This is a genomic window from Streptomyces lacaronensis (genome assembly GCF_047337785.1).
Classification (GTDB): Bacteria; Actinomycetota; Actinomycetes; order Streptomycetales; family Streptomycetaceae; genus Streptomyces; species Streptomyces lycopersici.
This window is the reverse complement of record NZ_JBLHDK010000003.1, coordinates 29,245-47,005: the sequence shown is the minus strand read 5'-3', so window position 1 is coordinate 47,005 and position 17,761 is coordinate 29,245. Positions and strand designations below refer to the sequence as shown.

The window sequence follows — 17,761 nt, the reverse complement described above, 5'->3', positions numbered from 1 at the left end:
GCTTCGCGTACCGCATTGCTCACCACACACTTCGCCGGGGCCGGACGAAAGCCCGTGCCCCGGCGACGTGTGGGTGCCCGGCGGTCAGTCCACCGCACTCGCCCTCTGGGCCGCGGTCAGCTCCCAAGGCCGGATAGCACCCGCAGGGCCCCCACGGCGGGGATGGCCCTGTGAGCACCGGCGGTGGACACCGCCTTCGCCCCGGTGGTCGTGACCCTGTGAGCACCGGCGACGGGCGCGGCGTCGTGTGCGGTGGACGCGGCAGCGGCGTTGTGGGCCGGGGCCGCGGAGGCGACACCGATGGTACCTACGGCGGCCAGAGCGGTTCCGACGACGACGCTGTACATCCTGCGGCGGCTCTGTGTGATCTTACCGTGCCTTGACAACGGTCATCCTCTGTCTCGGTCTCGGGCTGTCACTCGTGGCGCAAAAGCCCTTGTGTGAGAGGAGTACGGCGACGGACACGGACGGGTTGCACGCAGCGGGGGAGAGAGTTTTCCTGCCGCACCGTGCAACCCCGCAGGCCCGCTCCACGTACGTACTACAGGTGGGGAGTGTGCGAGTGGAGGGTCGGCAAGAGTGAGGAAAGCCGTCCGGGATCGGGAGTTCCGGGAATTCGCCGAGGCTCGGCAGGCACAGCTGAGACGCAGCGCCTACCTGCTGTGCGGTGACTGGCACCAGGCACAGGACCTGACCCAGACTGCCTTGATGAAGCTGTACGCGGCCTGGGGGCGAGTTCATCGACCAGCAGCGCAAGCAGGGCTGGCTTGAGGAGCCGGTGAGCGAGCCGCCCGATCTGCCCTCCACCGACTCGGCCACCCCGGAGTTGCGATTGATGATGCAAGAAGCCCTGATGCAACTGCCGCCCCGCTACCGAGCCGTGCTGGTCCTGCGGTTCTGGGAGGACTGGACCGTCGAGCAGACCGCACACGCACTACGGGTGAGCCCGGGGACGGTCAAGAGCCAAAGTGCCCGCGGACTCGCCCGGCTGAAGGACATCGTCGAGCGCCTGACCAGCGAACGGACCGGCAGGTGAGACCGGACATGGACAAGCACGACAACGACGCCCTGCACGCCGCCTTCGAGACGGTCCTCCGTTCGCACCCGGAGCTGCCGCTGCCCAGCGTCACCGACGCCGGGATCGCGGGCGGTCGACGCATCCGGCGCCGCAGGACCGCGCTCGCCGCGGTGAGCGCGCTGGCGGTCGCCTCCACGGTCGTCGTGGCCGTCGCCCTGACCGGGACGGACGCCGAGCGCACCACGCCGCCTCTGGCCCCCATCGGCACAACCGGCCCGACGGCCCCTACGACGCCGCACCCGACCGCGCCCGCGCCGAAGAACTCCGAGGCGGCCTCCCCCTTCCAGCCGACGGCAGGAGCCACCCCGCACCAGAGCCCGAACGACCCGCACGGGGCGGTGTCGGTTTCGGGGGTCCAGGGCGCGGCGGCCCGGCGGCCGGATACCCGGTAGACCAGGCGCAGCAGCACGACAGATCATGATGCCGCCGGGGCCCTGCGTGGGTGAAGACCCCGGGGTGAACGTCGAGGAGCGCCGAAGATCGGTGATCAGGCCCTCGACCTGCGTGGATGATTTATTGGCACCCGCACACTGGTGGGACTGCCGATCGTCCGGACGCGGTTTGCCTTCATCTACCGGGAGATGATGGACGTGTGTGGCCTGACGGTGGCTCCGTCGCGGCTGCGGGCGTTCGTCGCCCGGACGGTGACCCGCTCCCGCGAGGTGGCCCCGGTGCCGCCGAAGGTCCGCCGGGTCCGCCCTACGAAAGGTCTTGCGCACCGCGCCGTTGACGGCCCGGATGTTCTCCTGCTCCCGCGCTGCGAGCATCACGCGGATCCTCGAAGAGCACTCACCGACCGCCCCCCTGATGCATCCCAGCGCAGGAACCTCAAACCGGCTTGCCGATATGGAGGCTGGGCGGAGATCCGCCTAGGCCGTGTATCGAAAGTGGATCTTGAGCTGTGAATGATCACGGTTCATGGCACGGGGGGATCTCACGGACGAACAGTGGGCGGTGTTGGAGCCGTTGTTGCCGAAGGGGACGAAGGCGGGGCGGCCGCCCGTCTGGCCCCGACGGCAGCTGATCGACGGCATACGGTTCCGGGTTCGGACAGGGGTTCCGTGGAGGGACGTACCTGTCGAGTACGGGCCGTGGGGCCGGATCTACGACCTATTCCGCCGATGGCAGCGGGACGGCACCTGGCACAGGGTCCTCACCCGCCTCCAGTCCCTGGCCGACGCGAGGGGTGCGATCACGTGGGACCTGAGCGTCGATTCCACTGTGTGCCGAGCCCACCAGCATGCTGCCGGAGCCCGGAAGCAGGGTGACCTGCAGAAGGAACCGCCGGGCGGTGTCTTCACCGAGCCCTGTGATCACGGCCTGGGACGCTCGCGCGGTGGGTTCACCACCAAGCTGCACCTGGCCGTCGAGCAGGGTCAGAAGCCCATGTCGATCGTGGTGACGGCTGGGCAGTGTGGGGACTCGCCGCAGTTCGAACCGGTGCTCAAGAAGGTCCGCGTGCCCCGCATCGGGGCGGGTCGGCCGCGCGTCCGTCCCAATCGAGTGCGCGCTGACAAGGCGTACGCCTCGCGCAGGAACCGCTCCTACCTGCGCCGCCGGGGGATCCGCTGCACCATCCCCGACAAGGTCGACCAGGCCCGTAACCGCAGGAAGCTCGGCTCCCGTGGCGGTCGGCCGCCACGTTTCGACCCGGTTGACTACCGCGAGCGCCACGCGGTCGAGTGCGGCATCAACCGCCTTAAGAGGCACCGAGCCGTCGCCACGCGATACGACAAGTTGGCGGTCCGCTACGAGGCGACCCTCCTCGTCGCGGCCATCAACGAATGGCTGTGACCAGCGCTCGTGATACACGCCGACAAAGAGTCCGCAAGCGTGGAACTGCGGTCACTCCCCGACTGTGTCGAGGAGGATCTGCGCCAGTTCGCACGGCTGGGAGAACATCGGCCAGTGGCCGGTGTCCATCTCGATCAGCCGCCAGTGCTCGCTGACCAGTAGCTTTGTCACGTCGTCGCTCGGCTCGGGGTCACCGAGCGTGCACTTGATGTACGTCGCCAGGAGGTCACTGAGCGGCCGTTCCAGCACGGCGGGTTCGGTCAGCGTGGCGCCCGGGTGCGGCGTCGAGCCGCGAACGATCCGTGCGATCTGCTCATCGGTGAGACCGTGGCCCTCGAAGTGGGCCGCAGGCGCGACCGGCCAAAATCCCCCGTTCTCGGCGATCGATGCCCTCACCATCACCCCGCCGTCCGGCCAGGAGGAGACGAACGGTTCGCCATCGGCCGGAACACTGGAGTCGACGAAAACCACGCCTGCCAGCCGGTCGCCGACCCGCTCGGCGGCCTGACCGACTGGGATGCCCGAGTAACTGTGACCAACCAGGACGACGTCACGCAGATCCTGACGCTCGACCTCGCCAACGATGTCCTGAACGTGCGTCTGCTGCCCGGCCGGCACACCTTGCTTCTCGGCGAGACCGGACAGCGTCAGCGGGTAGACGCCGTGGCCGGCCGCTTTCAGATGCGGCACCACCTCATCCCACGCCCACGATCCGAGCCGCGCACCTGCAACCAGCACGTAGTTCGCCATGGCCGCACCATAGCGAAGCGACCCAACAGCCGCTTCCAGAAATACTTTCGATACACGCCCTAGTACTCCAGTCTGGTTTCGCGATCTTGTCGCGGCCCCGGCTGGGAACGGGTACGGCCACCGCGTGATCATCGGGGGTGTGGACTCCTGAAGATCGGTGCGGTGGTCGGAGGCTACAACGTGGTGACATCGTCGAGGACGCTCCCAGAGGACAAGATGTCCGGGCTGGGACGTCTGTGGCGGTGCCGGCGCGATCCAGCCTTGATGCCGGTGTCTCAGGCTCGGGGATCTCTCTCGTTGAGTACGTCGAACTTGCGTACCTCATTGCGCATGTGCGGGCCCCACTTGGTGAAGAGCGCCATGACCTCCGGTGTGGCAAGGTGCCGATCGAGCGCCTCTTGGGACGCCCATTGCTCGAGCACCGTGACGGTTCCGGCCGCCGCGTCCTCCACACAGAACGAGATCAGCACGTTTCCCGGGTTCGCCGCAGCGATCGGGTAGGTCGCCTGCGCCTCGGCGATAAACGTTTCGATGTCGCTGACAGGGACGAAGACCCGGCCGGCAACGATGATGGCCGTCTGCTCGGTGTCTGCGATGGCGGCCGCCTTGTCCTGGAGCGCATTCATTTCTCATCCTTCGTGTTCCGGTGCAGAGCCGGACCGGCCCGCCTCGATGACGCCGTGCGCAGTCTGAGAGCCACGGCGCAGCCCGTGCAAGGTAAACCCTGACATCGGCGTCAGGTGCAAGAGCCAGTTGAGCGGTGAGGAAGTGGTCGGTTGTTCTCCAGTGCAGTTTTGCGATCTATCCAGTGGGTTCGTCGGCGGTTCGTCGTCGGTAGTGGCTGCGCCGGGCTGTTGCCTGATGGCGTCTGCGCCAGGTGGACCAGTGCAGTTGTCTGGCGACGGTCACGGCTGGCGGGTTGAAGACAAGGGTGAGGAGGTGGCGGATCTCCGGGACGGTCAAGGAGACCGGATCGTTCCTGCGGGCGGTGTGGTGGTGCGGATCAGCGCAACGGTTGGGGGCCGCGCTGGTGGCGACGGCGGTCAGGAAGGCCAGGGCGAGCATGGCGAGCGTGATGTGCCGCTGCCAGCTGGTCCAGTTGCGGACCTGGTAATGGTCCAGGCCGACCTGGCTCTTGGCGGCCTGGGTAGGGTCGGCCGCGCAGCGAGGTGCCAGGTGTGCTGGTCCTTTTCCGCGCGGCCTCCCTCCGAACCGGACGGGCCCGCTTTCCGGGCATCCGGCTCTCCGGTGACTACTGCGTGAGCGGGGAGGATTCCCGGTGGTGGATGTGGTCGTGGCAGTCGGCGCAGACCACAAGGGTCTTGCGGCGCCGCTTGGCCATGGCTCGTCTCCACTGGGCGGGTTCGGCTCGGTCGAGTTCCTTCAGGTTACGGACGTGGTGGACTTCCACCTCGCCCGTGTGCTGGCAGAGCTCGCATTTGCCCCGTTGGAGCCGGTCGATCAGTTCCCGACTGGGGTAGGTGAGCCGACCCGGGTGGCGGTCGGTGATGACCGCATTCTTTTGCCGTCGCAGCGGAATGCCGCCGAACCTGGCGACCAGTGGTGTGCTGCCTTTCCCACGTTCAACGATGGCTTCGAAGCACGTGCGCGGCCCGTGTGGGGTCTGGATTTTGGCCTTGTGGTTGGCCGCGATCCTACGGACCGACGTGTGGTGCTTGGAGGCCAGCGTTTTGAGCATGGAGGTCAGCATGACCCACCGCAGCCGGTGTAGTCGTCGGACATCACCGGCGAGCAGATAGTACTGGACGACGCCTCGGTACTCGGCCCCGTAGATCCGCACGATGTCGTGGTCGCTGAAGTTGATCACTTGGGAGCGGCGCGCGGGTTTACCGCGCTTGGAGTAGAGAGCGATCTTGGCCTTGATCACCGATGCCGGCACGTGCAAGCTGATCGCGCCGTTCACGGCGCGGTGGCCGCGTTTGGTGCGCTGCTTGTCGTCGTGCTGCACGCTGATCTCGTAGCCGAGGAAACGCGCCCTATTGGTGCGGGCGTGGGTGATCAGCGTCTTGTCCTGGGACAGTTCCAGCTTGAGGTCTTCGCGCAGGAACGTCGCCAGTCGCTGTTTGATTTCCTCGGCCTCGGCCTTGGGTCCGGTGAACCCAAGCAGGTGGTCATCGCAGTACCGCACATACCGTAGCCGCCGATATTCGGGGTCGTGGGTGTCCGAGCTCGGCAGCGTGCGCATCCGAGCGCGAAGCCGCCGGGCTTCCTCACGGTTCCCGCGGCGACGGGCTCGTGCGAGTGCGTTGGCCACCTCTAGGTAGGCAGGGTTACGGGCCCTGCGTGCCCCTCGGGTGTATTCCGGGATCAGAACCGTCTCGACGAATTCATCCAGGCGGTGCAGATAGATGTTGGACAGGACGGGGGATGCGCAGCCGCCCTGCGGCGCGCCGCTGAGGGTGGCGTTGAATACCCAGTCCTCCAGATATCCGGCTTGGAGCATGTTGCGCAGCAGCCGCAGGAACCGGTTATCGCGGATCTTTCCCGACAGGATCTCGATCACCCGGTGATGATCCAAAGACCCGAAGCAGTCGGCGATGTCTCCCTCGATGAACCAGGTCGTCCCGGCCCAGGTGTTGGCCACCTCGCGCAGCGCGGTGTGGCATCCCCGGTTGGGCCGGAACCCGTGAGACCGGTCGGAAAACCTCGGCTCGTAGTACGCCTCTAACAACAGGCGCACCACCTCACCGACGAGCTTGTCCGACCACGTTGGCAGGCTGAGCGGGCGCAACTTCCCATTTTTCTTGGGGATGTAGGTCCGCTTGGCTGGGCTGAACCGGTAGCGCTCGTGGCGCATCGCATCGATGATGCGGTCGATCTTCGCCCGCGACATGCCGTCCACGGTCTCCCGCGTGGCCCCTGGCGTCATCGACCCTTTGTTGGAGTAGATGTGACCATAGGCCAGCAGATATATCTGTGAAGTAGGCCGCCGGCGAGGTGCCTCTGGCGGAGGTCCTTTTCCGACGGCCCCTTCCCGAACCGGACAGGCGGCTTTCACCGCATCTCGGCTCTCCAGTGGTCAGTTCCGAGTTTTGCTGTGGCCTTGCCTGCGTGGATGTGTTCGTGGCAGAGACGGCAGACGACGAGTGCTTTGCGTCGCCGCCGTGCCATCAGGTGCATCCATTCAGGTTTCTCGCGGCGGCCAGGCTTGTTGACGTCCGCGAGTTTCCGGATGTGATGGACCTGGAGGTCCGTCCGGGAATTGCAGAGTGCGCAACTCTCGGTCAGCAGCTTGTGAATCAGCTCGTTCCGAGGAAGTGCCTGGCCGAAGTCGCGATCGGTCAGCTTGGCAGCGCGCTGGCGCTTGAGTGGGATCCCGCCGAAGCGGGCCTTCAGTGGTTTCCTTCCTCCGTCGCGTGGGACCGTGACTTCAAAGCACCTGAGCCGTCCGCCTGGTGTGTCGATGGTCGCTTTGTACTTGCGGGCCATCTTCGTTACGGAGGTTTGGTGCTTTGCTGCCAGGGTTTTCAGCATGGAGACCAGCATGACCCACTGGAGGTGGCTCAGGCGGTAGACGTCCTGGGCCAGCAGGTAGTACTGGACGACCCCGCGGAACTCGGCTCCGAACTGCGCGACGATGCTGAAGTCACTGTCGTGCAGCAGATGGCCTCGCCGTTGGGGCTTCCCGTTGCGCATGTAGCGCGCGCATCTCTCCTGAATAGCGGTTCTGGGCACGAAGAGTCCGACGGCGCCGTTGATGGACCGATGACCGCGATGGTCGATCTTGTCATTGGCGTGTTGAACCCGGATCTCATAGCCAAGGAAGCGCGCCGCCTGGCTGGCGGCGTGGGTGATCAGGGTTTTGGATTCCGAGAGTTCCAGGCGGAGTTCATTCCGCAGGAAGTCACGGATCCGTGCTTTGATCTCCTCGGCTTCGTGCTTCGGTCCCGCGAATCCGAGTAACCAGTCGTCGGCGTACCTGCAATAGTTCAGACGTCGGTATCCGGGGTCGTTTGGGTCCTGGCTCGGGAGGGAACGCGCTTGGGCCCGCAGGGCCTTCACCGTTTCCCTGTCTCCGATCCGTTTGGCCTTCGCGATCCGGTTGATGACGCTACGATATGCGGGATTGTCCCGGCGTCTGTCGCCCCGGTTATACTCAGGGAGTAATCGCTGTTCAACGAACTGATCGAGCCGGTCCAGGTAGATGTTGGACAAAATCGGTGATGCCACTCCACCTTGCGGGGCACCGCTGAATGTGGGGTGCCATCGCCAGTCCTCCAAGTACCCGGCTTTGAGCATCCGGCCAATCATTTGCAGAAACCGGCCGTCGTGGATCCTCTCGGACATGATTGAGAGCATGACCTCGTGGTCGAGCGTCCCGAAGCAGTCGGAGATGTCACCCTCGACGAACCATCGGGTTCCTTTCCAGGTGTTGACCACTTCCGTTAGTGCGGTGTGGCAACCCCGTCCGGGCCGGAATCCATGAGACCGGTCAGAGAACTGGACATCGTAGTACGCCTCAAGAAGAAGACGAACTACTTCCGCTACCAATTTATCCGACCACGGAGGAAGGCCAAGCGGGCGCTTCTTCTTCGTTCCTTTCTTCTCGATGTAAACCCGCTTCACTGGTGTCCATCGATACGATTCGGTGCGTAATGCTCCGATGATCGTGTCGATCTTCTCCAACGACATGCCATCCACGGTCTCCCCGTTGACTCCGGGTGTCATGGCACCGTCGTTCCGGTACAGACGCCCGTAAGCAATCAGGAAGAGTCCCCTATTGAACAGCTGCCTATACAGCCTTTCGAGAGGCAGGCCACGCCTGCCTCGTTCTCGGATGACGCCCAGCACTGTTTCAGCGCTCTGCATTACGCATGCCTCTCATCACCAGACGTCTTGATCGCCTGTTCTCCTTCGCCCTGCACTTCGGCTTTCCCGAGTTCCTCGACGGGGCGTAACTCCCGTGACTACTATGAGAACGCCGTCACCGTAGGACTCTCGCCCCTTAGGCGATCCCGTGGTACGTCTTCACCGTACGTATCGAGCGCGATTTAGGCTGCCCACTCATCTCCTTGAACGCCCTCGCTGGGCGTCGCTCCATGCCATGGAGGTTGCCTGACCAACCAGCAGATGATCAGGCATGGCATAGCGTCGGTTTCGGGCGTCTTTCCGACGGGCGTGTTCTTTCACCGCTGGAGATTAGGCTTGAGGCAATCCAGCTTTAGCCATGTCGCGCGGGCCTTGCGACGCATCACCTTGGACGCCTCCAGGTGACCACTCGCTTTCCTGGCATGCTCTTGTCCCCTCGCGCTTTCGCGTCCAGGTAAGCCAGGTGACCCAGAAACCTCCCTCCAAGTTCCTCCCGATTGAGTCGGGGATACGGTGAAGCGCCTCACGGCGCACGCGGGTTGAACAGTTGTCGATACAGTTCGGTGCACGGCAGCCCTTTCCTGCCGCGTTCACGCAGGACACCCAGCACCGTCTCGGCGCTCTGCATTTCGCATACCTTTCGGTCTCTCGATGTCCGATCACCTGGCCCCCTTCGCCCTGCCGACGGTTTTCCCGCCGTCCTTGGTGGGGCGTGACTCCCACGACTACTACGGGGCCTCCGTCGCCTTAGGACTCGCGTCCCTTAGGCGATCCCACGTTCGTCTCTGCCGTACGTAGCAGCGCGATGTAGGTGTCCCACTCATCTCCTTCAATACCCTCGCTGGGCATCGTCCCGTTCCCAGAGGGTGCGGCAGTTGTGCTTCATCGCCGCCGCAGGGCACGGGCACCGGTTCCAGACGCCGTTCCGGAGGATGCGAAGTTCCATCCCTGGAGATTGGGATTCAGGCAATACAGCTTTCACCATGTCGCGCGGGTTCCCCAACGCACCGCCCCTGGCGTCTGGGCCCGGTCGCTGGTTTTCTGGCATGCTCTTGTCCCTATAAGCCTTTCGGCATCAGGTAAGCCATCGAACCCAGGAACCTCCCTCCAATTCCTCCCGGCTGAACCGGGGATACGGCAGAGCGCCTCGTGGCGCACAAGCACTCCTCGACGCTCCAGCGGACACCGGCGACGCGGACCAGTTCGGCCAGCGTCACCGCGATAGGTGACCAGCACAAGTAGAAGGCGAGTTCACCGGTGGTCCAGTTCCGGCGGATCAGCAGATAGCGGTGGTGATCGGTGCCGATGTGGATCCAGGCCCAGTCGTAGTAGCGCGGGCCCTTCGCCCCCGGCCCGGCGCTGTGCCGCTGCCAGGCCGTGGCGGGCAGGCGGTCGGCGAGGGTGTCCGCGCGGACGGGAGTGCGGCCGTGGTTGATCCGAACCCGGATGGAGCGGGCGACGGCCATCACGTAGCCGGTGCCTCGCCCTCCAGGACGGCGCGGAGCTGGGGATCCTGGCCGTAGGCTTCGTCGCCTGTCACCCAGGCGGCGGAGGTGCCGGCGTCGAGGGCGGCTGTGATCATCTCCCCGGCCAGGCGAGGCTTGGTGGCGAACTGCACCGTCTCGGGTATCCCGGCAGCGCGGCGGCGCCGGGCATCGGTGCACCAGGAGTGCTCGGGCAGGTAGAGCCGACGGTCGATCAGCGTGCGTCCTTGGGGCGTGGTGTAGGCGAGGAAGACGCCGACCTGGCTGTTCTCGGTGCGGCCGGGGGCCTGTATTTCAATTACCGCTCGGTGTACGGGTGTTGACGGGACACTGAGGTGTGAGTGCATGTACGGCCGCTCGGGCTTCGGTTGTGGCTTTGAGGGCGAAGTTCGATCAGTTCCTTCCCCATCTCGATGAGCGGCTCCGGCGGTTCTACCTGGCCAGCGAGGCCATCGCGCTTGGCCACGGGGGGATCACAATGGTGGCGGCCGCTTCTGGCGCCAGTGCGGCCACGATCGCACGCGGGATCGCCGAGCTGTCCGGGCTCCCTTTGCCTGCTGGGCGGATTCGGGCTCCAGGAGCCGGCCGTAAGCCGGTGACGGTCACTGACCCCGGTCTGCTGCCCGCGCTTGAGGCGCTGATCGAGCCGCACACCCGGGGCGATCCGGTCTCGCCGTTGCGCTGGACCACGCTCTCGCTGCGGTCCCTGGCCTCGACGCTGACCACTCAGGGCCATCCGGTCAGCGCGGCGACCGTGGGGCGGCTGCTGCACGCCTTGGGATACAGCCTGCAGGGCACCGCCAAGACCACGGAAGGCGCCAGTCATCCGGACCGGGATGCTCAGTTCACGCACATCAACGCCACTGCCGCGGCCTTCCTCGAAGACAACCAGCCGGTGATCAGCGTGGACACCAAGGCCAAGGAGTGGCTCGGCAATCGCGACCGGCCTGGCCGCATCTGGCGGCCGGGCAAGACGCCCATCCGTGTGGACTGCCACACGTTCATCACCAGTGACCAGCCCGTGGTCATCCCCTACGGGATCTACGACATCGCCCGCAACACCGGCTGGGTCAACGTCGGGACCGACCACGACACGGCCGAGTTCGCGGTGGAATCCATCCGCCGCTGGTGGCAGCAGCGCGGGCGGAAGGACCACCCGGACGCCGGCCGGCTGCTGATCACCGCCGACTGCGGTGGTTCCAATGACCCCCGCCGCTGGACATGGAACAAGCACCTCGCCGCCTTCGCCCTGGAAAGCGGACTCGAGATCACGGTCTGCCACTTCCCACCCGGAACATCGAAATGGAACAAGATCGAACACCGGATGTTCTGCCACATCACCGCGAACTGGCGCGGCAGACCCCTGACCAGCTACCAGGTCGTCATCGAGACCATCGCCGCCACGACCACCCGCACCGGGCTCAGCATCGGCGCTGAACTCGACACCGGCCGATATGACCTGGGCACCGCAGTGCCACCCGCCGAGTTCCATGCCCTTCCCATCACACCCCACGCCTTCCACGGCGACTGGAACTACACCCTGGCACCGATCGCACCCAGGCCCCCCGACCCGGCACCAACCCGACAGCGAATCGATCCCGCCCTGACCGCAATGCTCACCGACCCGGCCCTGACCGGCATGCCACGCGCTGACTTCGACCACCTGGTCGCCATCTCGGAACCGTACTGGGACGCCCTGGCCGAGGCAGCATTCCAACGACGCTTCCACCGCCCGCGCAGCTACCTCCACCCACAGACCAGCAGCCTCGACCACTACCACCGCCTGCTGACCGCCCTGTTACGCCGCCGCAGAGCCGCCACCAGCACACTTCTGGCCCAGCTCCTGAACGTCACCCGCACCAACCTGTCCAACCAGTTCCAGGACGGCCACCGCCTCCTGGACCTGCACCGCATCGCGGTCACTCCGCTACCCGGAACCCCGGCCCGCACCCTCACCCAACTACAAACCCGCCTACCGTCACACGACGACACCCGCACAGATCAACTCTGACAGTTATTCAGACACAGGCCCCAAGGGCGCCGCAGTACTGGCGGGCGACGGCCACCGACATCCGGCCGTCCTTGGGAAAGGACACATCGTCGACCACGAAGGCGTCCGGGCCGATCCGCGGCACCATCCGCTCCGCGATCCGCCGACGCACCGGCACCGGATCCCATGTGGACTGGTTCACGAACTGCTGCAGGTTCTGCTCGTTTCCGTCCGGCAGCCGCGAGGCCATGGCCTGGATGGACTTGCGTCGACCGTCCAGCATCAGTCCCCGCAGATAGCAGTCACCCTTGGCCCGCTGGTCCTTGCGCGGCACCGAGGCGAACACATCCGCCACGAATAACGCCAACGACGCCCGAACACGATTGACTTCATGTGTGTCCATACACCCCATGTGCCCCCGAAGACGGTCGACACACAGACCTAACGGAGTCCTACTAGGTCGTGCTGAACATACGGGCGGTGCCGCCGGCCCCGGGACAGGCGATCGAAGCTGCGGGAGCAGGTGCCATCGGCCGGGCGGCGTTCAGACCGAGGCATGCCGTGCCGACTGCCTTCGGGCCGTACGTCCCCGGAGCGCCCGACCACGCCGACAACTTCCGCCACGCTATCGGCCGGGGGCATGCAACGTCACGGCATCGAGCCATGAACAGATCCTCGATAAATCACATAAAGAACACTCAACGCCTGAAAGGCCTATAGTCAAACTTATTACCCTCTCACATCATGACGCGCGCCGTCGGCTGCGGGTTGGCGATGCGTGCTTGTCGCTCTGCGCAGTCCGTTACGCATCCGGCAGACTGCGCAGCGCCGCCTGCCGGAGCTCTCTGGGCGTCACGCCGTACGCGGCGCGGAACGCCCGGCTGAAGTCCGCCGGGCGCAGGAAACCCCACCGGGCGGCGATGGCGCTGATCGACCGCCGCCGCAGCCGGGGGTCGGTGAGGTCGGCATGGGAGCGTTCCAGGCGGCGCCGACGTATCCGGGCGCTGACGGTTTCCGGTTCGCTTTGGAACAGCAGGTGGAGGGTGCGTACGGAGATGTGGTGGTGGGCGGCGATGGCCGCGGGGCATAACTCGGGGTCGCCCAGGTGCTGGTCGATGAAGGCGTTGATCCGGGCCAGCAGCACCGCATTGCGTGTCTCGGCGGGCAAGGTGTCCTGGGATCCGAGCCGGGCCGCCAGCAAGGTTGCGGCCAGGTCCACCCCGATGGCGCCGAGCCGGACCAGCTCCGCCGGGCCGCAGGTGCGGGCGGCCTGCGGCAGCTGTGCCAGGTACAGGCCGAGCAAGGCCGCCGACCCGGCCCGGGACGGCAGCGGCTCGGCCAGCAGCCGGTCAGCCCGGCCGCTGGCCAGCGGCGGGACGGGGCGCGGCAGCCGCATCAGCGTCAGGCGGGTCTGGCGGCCCTGGTCAAGGAACTCGCAGGCCAGCGGATGCGAGCTGGAGAACAGGGTCATGTCGCCGGCTTGGAGACAGGCGACGCCGCGCGCCTGCTCCAGCCGGACCGAGCTGTCTCGGACCAGGAGCAGGTAGTAGTTCTCAGGGTCGTGGCGGCGGATGTGGACCGGTGAGCGGCGGGCTGTCATCGGGGAGAAATCGAAGGCCGTCACCTGGCTGTGCGGCAGTTCGACGGCTTCCGCCCGGCCCTGGAAGACAGCCGTGTGCGCGCTGCGTGCCGCCACAGGCATGACTTCGTGGCCGACCATCTCGCACCACCAGCCAAACCGCTCCGGCGCCGGGAGAGAATCGGTGCCCACCGTCACCACCGGCCCCGTACCGCCCTGTCCTGATATCTCCGCGCAAACCGGCATGCAACCGATGGTGCCCGGCGGGACATCGATCGAGAAGACCGCCGCTTCAGTCGGGCGGCCGCTGGTGCCGGGCGCTCAGACGGTTCAGCGCCCGCGTACGCCAGCGGTGGGCGAGGTAGGTGTCGCAGTCCTGCTCGGAGAAGTCCCCGATCAGGTACTGGCGAGCGCCGCCCTGCCCGGTGGCCCGGGCCGGCCGCCCGGAGTGGGGGCCAGGCTGGGCCAGGAGAAGGCCTGGCGGCCGGTCAGCCCTTGGTCTTGATCTCGCCCAGGGGCGTGAACCCTGTCCAGCAGGGGGTGTCGAGCCGGAGAGTTCCCGTACCGCCTGCGCCGCCATCGCAGTATGTCGAGGCCGAACTCGAATTGATGAAGACGCCGTTCGGGTCGATGTCAGTACCTGCGAAGGGTGCTCCGGGGAACGTCTGCGCCCCGACATTGAGTGAGTCGTAGGGGCAGCCGTTGCCTGAGGTGAAGCAGGGGGCGCTTTCACCGATCGGGTTGTAGCCGGCGTGTGTGGTGTTGTACGCGACGGTCCAGATGACCTGGTCGGGAAGGGTGGTCACGCCGGGAAAGTCGAATTTGGCCGTGTGTGCCAACCCGTTGTAGCACGTGTTGTCGGCCGGGCTGAACCATTTGCCCGCGTTCGATCCTGTGCAGTTCACCGGGTCCGCTGAAGGCCGGTAGGGGATGTTGAATGTCTTCGTCACGGTGGCGAGGAGAGCGCCGGGGGCGGGGACGGGACCCGAGTTGTCCACTGCGTAGATGTTTGCCGTGATGGGGTGGGTGAAGGTGGCTCCCGGCGTTGTCAGGCAGTCGCCGCCGGACGGGCTCCCGTTCTGGCACTTCTGGCTCGACATCACCACGTGCAGCGACTTGAGGGTGCGCTGTCCGGGGGTGGCTGAGGCGGGCTGGGTGAGTGCGGCAAGTCCGACCTCGTCCCCGAACTCACTCGTCGAGGTCGCCTCGAAGCCCAGGCTGGAGACGTTTCCCGGCACCTGCTGGGGGATCGAACTGTAGGCGATCTTGCTGCCATTGCCGCTGATGCCGCCACTGCCGCCATTGCCGCCTTCGCCGTGCCCCTGGGCGAATGCCGGGCCTGTGGCCGGTCCCGCCAGCAGGCCGAGAAGGGCCAGCGGCAGGGCGTAGGTGGAGAACTTGTGTCTCAACGCGCGTGTGTATGGGCGCGGGATCTTTCTCATGGAGTCTCCGTCGAGTAGCCGTTTTCGGGTATCCCGGACAGAACCTAGCCACACCAGGGGTCGCATATGGCGTTTCTTCGTATAAATAACCCAATTGCCTCAATCGTGGTGAACCGTAATCAGACGCAGATCGTCGAGCTGCTCACGCGGCTGGTCGGCCAGGAGGGAGCGGCCCATCCTCGGACCAAGGAGGAGACAGCGGGTTTCACGGCTCCTCCTGTGAGGCGAGAATCTTCCCCCCTTTGATATGGGGTCAGGCTCGCGGCAGACCTGTCTTTCGCTCGATCGGGCCGTGAAAACCAAGGCGCCGTAGGCCCTGGGGATCAAAAACATGGTGCGCCACGAACACAGAAAGGAGCCCTATAGGCAGGCTCTAGAAAGTGATGCTGTGCAAGAGATGAAGGTATGGCCCTTCGAAGCCGCCCTGTGGGGGGAGGCTTCAAACCACCACATGCTGCGAGAGCGGTGACGCGATCGTGGTGAGCGATGTGGAAAAGGCGCCCACGAGGCGTCAGGTGGGGATCAGGAAGACGAACGCAAGTGAATCACCGACGAAGTGCCGTTATTGATTTCAGGTGGCATCAAAACCGGGCGTTTCGTGTTGAGCCCGGGAAGAGTCTGGCGGGAGCCCGCTTATTGGCCAGGTGGTGTCCGGTACGGAGGTGGCGTGAGCCTGATCTGCTGCTCTTGCACGGAACGTGGGAAGGCACGTCTCGACACCGTGCCCTCAGAGCGAGGGACAAGAGGGAGCGCTCCAAGCGGAGGACCCGCGAGGTGCTGAGTACCGTCGCGAGACGTGCTGGCGGACCGGCTCGTAGTAGCGCTGAAGCCCCTGTAACGGGGGCGGAGCGAAGGGGCCGGGTCGTCCGTGGCTGTGTGTGTCAGGTCAACCGGACGTCCTCCGGGAGGAACCGATGGACAGGCTGAAGTCGCCGGAAAAGCCGTTCGATATCTCGAAGTGGGAAGTGCTGGAGGCGTATCGGGAGGTAAGGAGGAATCAGGGTGCACCAGGAGTGGACGGGCAGTCCATCGAGGACTTCGAGAAGGATCTGAAGGGCAACCTCTACAAGATCTGGAACCGAATGTCGTCGGGGACGTACTTTCCACCACCGGTGCGTGCGGTGGAGATCCCGAAACAGCACGGTGCTGGCACGAGGATGCTTGGCATCCCCACTGTTGCTGACCGAGTTGCACAGACCGTGGTGGCCAGACATCTCGGAATCCGAGTGGACCCAATTTTCCACGAGGACTCCTATGGATATCGGCCTCGGCGGTCGGCTCTTGACGCCGTGGAGACTTGCCGGAAACGCTGCTGGAAGCGCGACTGGGTGATCGATCTCGACATCCAGAAGTTCTTCGACAGCGTCCGCTGGGACCTCATCGTCAAGGCTGTGGAGGTTCACACCGACGCCGTTTGGGTGAAGCTGTGTGTCCAGCGATGGCTCCAAGCCCCGCTGCAACTACCCGACGGCACCTTGCAGATCCGGGACCGGGGCACCCCACAGGGGTCCGCGGTCTCGCTCATGCTGGCGAACCTGTTCATGCACTACGCGTTCGACACATGGCTGACCCGGGCCTACCCGGGCATCCAGTTCGAGCGCTATGCCGACGACGCGGTCGTGCACTGCGCCAGCGAGCACCAGGCCCGCGAGGTCCTGGCGGCGCTCGGGAACAGGATGGAAGAAGTCGGGCTGCGACTGCACCCCGACAAAACCCGGATCGTGTACTGCAAGGACGGCAAGCGGCGTGGCTCGTACGAGCACACGTCGTTCACCTTCCTCGGCTTCACGTTCCAGGCCCGCAAGGCGCGGAGCAGGCACGGCGTGAATTTCACGAACTTCCTGCCCGCAATCAGCAAGGACGCCCTGAAGAAGATCGGCAGAGAAGTCCGCTCCTGGCGGCTTCACATGCGGATGCACCTCACCTTCTTTGAGCTCGCACGACGGATCAATCCGATCGTGCGCGGCTGGATGCAGTACTACGGCGCGTACTACCGCTCCGCACTGCACGACCTCCTGCGGCGCATCAATGCCTACCTGATGCGCTGGATCCGCAAGAAGTACCGACGGCTCCGGAAGTTCAAGAAGGCCCACGCGTGCTGGAAACGGGTCACCCGCCAGTACCCCAGGCTCTTCGCCCACTGGGCATGGACACCGGGCTTCTGGTGATCAGGATGACAAGAGCGGAGTGACGAGAGATCGTCACGCTCCGTTCTGTGGGAGCCCGGGGGTGAGATTCCCCCGGGCGACCCGACCACTGAGAGGTCGTTTTCACCTTGAATGCCCTGGTGTCTGCCGATTTTCGCGGCACGGGGTTGTGGTGGTGCGGAGATTGTTGATGAGTGTGGTGCCTGATGGACAGGTGGGGTGACAAGTGGGGCGGGAGGTGGCCTGTGTCTGTCTCATCCCAAGAAGCCGGGCTTTGCGCTGTGTGCTTCCGTCGTCGTTGCCGTGCGCCTGGGCGCACTCGGTCCGGAGCGGTACGTCAGGAGCATGCCTGCGCGACGCCCCTATCCGAGTGATCTGTCCGATGCCCGCTGGGAGTTGATCGGGCCGGTGCTGTCCGCCTGGCGCTTCGAGCGTCGCGGCAGGGCCCTGGACTTCGGCCGGCCACCCGAACACGACCTGCGCGAGATCACGAACGCGATCTTGTATGTGGACCGCACCGGCGTCCAGTGGCGCTACCTTCCGCACGACTTCCCGCACTGGAACACGGTCTACGGCTACTTCGTGCCTGTTTCTGAACGTCCAGCTCACGCACCGCAAAGGGACGGAACCAGCCGAGAGTGCGCCGTTCGCGAAATATGCAGCGCAG

At 65.4% G+C, this 17,761-nt stretch carries 9 protein-coding genes and 8 pseudogenes; 7 read left to right on the top strand and 10 right to left on the bottom strand.

Annotated elements, in window-relative coordinates; genetic code table 11:
* The first annotated feature begins 579 nt into the window (after nt 1–579).
* The 4 genes and pseudogenes from ACMTAK_RS01095 (at nt 580) to ACMTAK_RS01080 (ending at nt 2,872) form a co-directional block, all read left to right on the top strand.
* Nucleotides 580–1,036: pseudogene (locus tag ACMTAK_RS01095) on the top strand (SigE family RNA polymerase sigma factor).
* An 8-nt stretch (nt 1,037–1,044) separates the two neighbouring features.
* On the top strand, nt 1,045–1,470 hold the full coding sequence (locus ACMTAK_RS01090; protein WP_413804378.1) for a hypothetical protein: 426 nt from the start codon (nt 1,045–1,047) through the stop codon (nt 1,468–1,470).
* Nucleotides 1,471–1,593: 123 nt separating this feature from the next.
* Nucleotides 1,594–1,782, top strand: a pseudogene (locus ACMTAK_RS01085) (plasmid transfer protein); the annotation flags it as partial.
* 214 nt (nt 1,783–1,996) lie between these two features.
* Nucleotides 1,997–2,872: an IS5 family transposase gene (locus tag ACMTAK_RS01080; protein WP_413804377.1), complete on the top strand. Its 876-nt coding sequence runs from the start codon at nt 1,997–1,999 to the stop codon at nt 2,870–2,872.
* A gap of 51 nt (nt 2,873–2,923) precedes the next feature.
* On the opposite strand, the gene ACMTAK_RS01075 is transcribed toward ACMTAK_RS01080, so the two are convergent.
* The 7 genes and pseudogenes from ACMTAK_RS01075 to ACMTAK_RS52615 form a co-directional block, all read right to left on the bottom strand.
* The gene (locus tag ACMTAK_RS01075; protein WP_413804376.1) at nt 2,924–3,622 is read right to left on the bottom strand and encodes an alpha/beta fold hydrolase; all 699 of its coding nucleotides are present in this window, start codon (nt 3,620–3,622) and stop codon (nt 2,924–2,926) included.
* A 275-nt stretch (nt 3,623–3,897) separates the two neighbouring features.
* Nucleotides 3,898–4,248, bottom strand: coding sequence for a putative quinol monooxygenase (locus ACMTAK_RS01070; protein ID WP_262700631.1), 351 nt, complete (start codon nt 4,246–4,248; stop codon nt 3,898–3,900).
* Nucleotides 4,249–4,423: 175 nt separating this feature from the next.
* Nucleotides 4,424–4,768, bottom strand: a pseudogene (locus ACMTAK_RS01065) (IS701 family transposase); the annotation flags it as partial.
* Between the two features lie 106 nt (nt 4,769–4,874).
* Entirely contained in the window at nt 4,875–6,641 is a 1,767-nt protein-coding gene (locus ACMTAK_RS01060) for a reverse transcriptase/maturase family protein (protein ID WP_413804375.1), read from the bottom strand.
* Nucleotides 6,638–8,452, bottom strand: coding sequence for a reverse transcriptase/maturase family protein (locus ACMTAK_RS01055; RefSeq protein WP_413804374.1), 1,815 nt, complete (start codon nt 8,450–8,452; stop codon nt 6,638–6,640). The genes ACMTAK_RS01060 and ACMTAK_RS01055 overlap by 4 nt, the downstream gene beginning before the upstream one ends.
* Before the next feature lie 532 nt (nt 8,453–8,984).
* A pseudogene (locus tag ACMTAK_RS01050) lies at nt 8,985–9,080 on the bottom strand (reverse transcriptase/maturase family protein); the annotation flags it as partial.
* 517 nt (nt 9,081–9,597) lie between these two features.
* Nucleotides 9,598–10,217: pseudogene (locus ACMTAK_RS52615) on the bottom strand (IS701 family transposase); the annotation flags it as partial.
* Between the two features lie 56 nt (nt 10,218–10,273).
* Here ACMTAK_RS52615 and ACMTAK_RS01035 point away from each other — a divergent pair.
* A pseudogene (locus tag ACMTAK_RS01035) lies at nt 10,274–11,967 on the top strand (ISAzo13 family transposase); the annotation flags it as partial.
* Here ACMTAK_RS01035 and ACMTAK_RS01030 read toward each other — a convergent pair.
* The 3 genes and pseudogenes from ACMTAK_RS01030 to ACMTAK_RS01020 form a co-directional block, all read right to left on the bottom strand.
* Nucleotides 11,967–12,329 (bottom strand): annotated as a pseudogene (locus tag ACMTAK_RS01030) (transposase); the annotation flags it as partial. The pseudogenes ACMTAK_RS01035 and ACMTAK_RS01030 overlap by 1 nt on opposite strands.
* A 399-nt stretch (nt 12,330–12,728) precedes the next feature.
* Complete coding sequence (locus ACMTAK_RS01025; RefSeq protein ID WP_461773802.1) at nt 12,729–13,751, bottom strand: helix-turn-helix domain-containing protein; 1,023 nt, start codon at nt 13,749–13,751, stop codon at nt 12,729–12,731.
* A 242-nt stretch (nt 13,752–13,993) separates the two neighbouring features.
* On the bottom strand, nt 13,994–14,947 hold the full coding sequence (locus ACMTAK_RS01020) for a hypothetical protein (RefSeq protein ID WP_413804371.1): 954 nt from the start codon (nt 14,945–14,947) through the stop codon (nt 13,994–13,996).
* 914 nt (nt 14,948–15,861) lie between these two features.
* Between ACMTAK_RS01020 and ltrA the strand changes: the two genes are divergently transcribed.
* Complete coding sequence (ltrA, locus tag ACMTAK_RS01015) at nt 15,862–17,115, top strand: group II intron reverse transcriptase/maturase (RefSeq protein ID WP_413804370.1); 1,254 nt, start codon at nt 15,862–15,864, stop codon at nt 17,113–17,115.
* 324 nt (nt 17,116–17,439) lie between these two features.
* Nucleotides 17,440–17,676 (top strand): annotated as a pseudogene (locus tag ACMTAK_RS01010) (transposase); the annotation flags it as partial.
* Between the last annotated feature and the right edge of the window lie 85 nt (nt 17,677–17,761).

Bases quoted from the DNA above. Each gene is read 5' to 3' on its own strand.
- ACMTAK_RS01025 (WP_461773802.1), bottom strand. From the start codon at position 13,751: ATGCCGGTTTGCGCGGAGATATCAGGACAGGGCGGTACGGGGCCGGTG.
- ACMTAK_RS01080 (WP_413804377.1), top strand. From the start codon at position 1,997: ATGGCACGGGGGGATCTCACGGACGAACAGTGGGCGGTGTTGGAGCCG.
- ltrA (WP_413804370.1), top strand. From the start codon at position 15,862: ATGGACAGGCTGAAGTCGCCGGAAAAGCCGTTCGATATCTCGAAGTGG.
- ACMTAK_RS01020 (WP_413804371.1), bottom strand. From the start codon at position 14,947: ATGAGAAAGATCCCGCGCCCATACACACGCGCGTTGAGACACAAGTTC.
- ACMTAK_RS01055 (WP_413804374.1), bottom strand. From the start codon at position 8,452: ATGCAGAGCGCTGAAACAGTGCTGGGCGTCATCCGAGAACGAGGCAGG.
- ACMTAK_RS01070 (WP_262700631.1), bottom strand. From the start codon at position 4,248: ATGAATGCGCTCCAGGACAAGGCGGCCGCCATCGCAGACACCGAGCAG.
- ACMTAK_RS01075 (WP_413804376.1), bottom strand. From the start codon at position 3,622: ATGGCGAACTACGTGCTGGTTGCAGGTGCGCGGCTCGGATCGTGGGCG.
- ACMTAK_RS01090 (WP_413804378.1), top strand. From the start codon at position 1,045: ATGGACAAGCACGACAACGACGCCCTGCACGCCGCCTTCGAGACGGTC.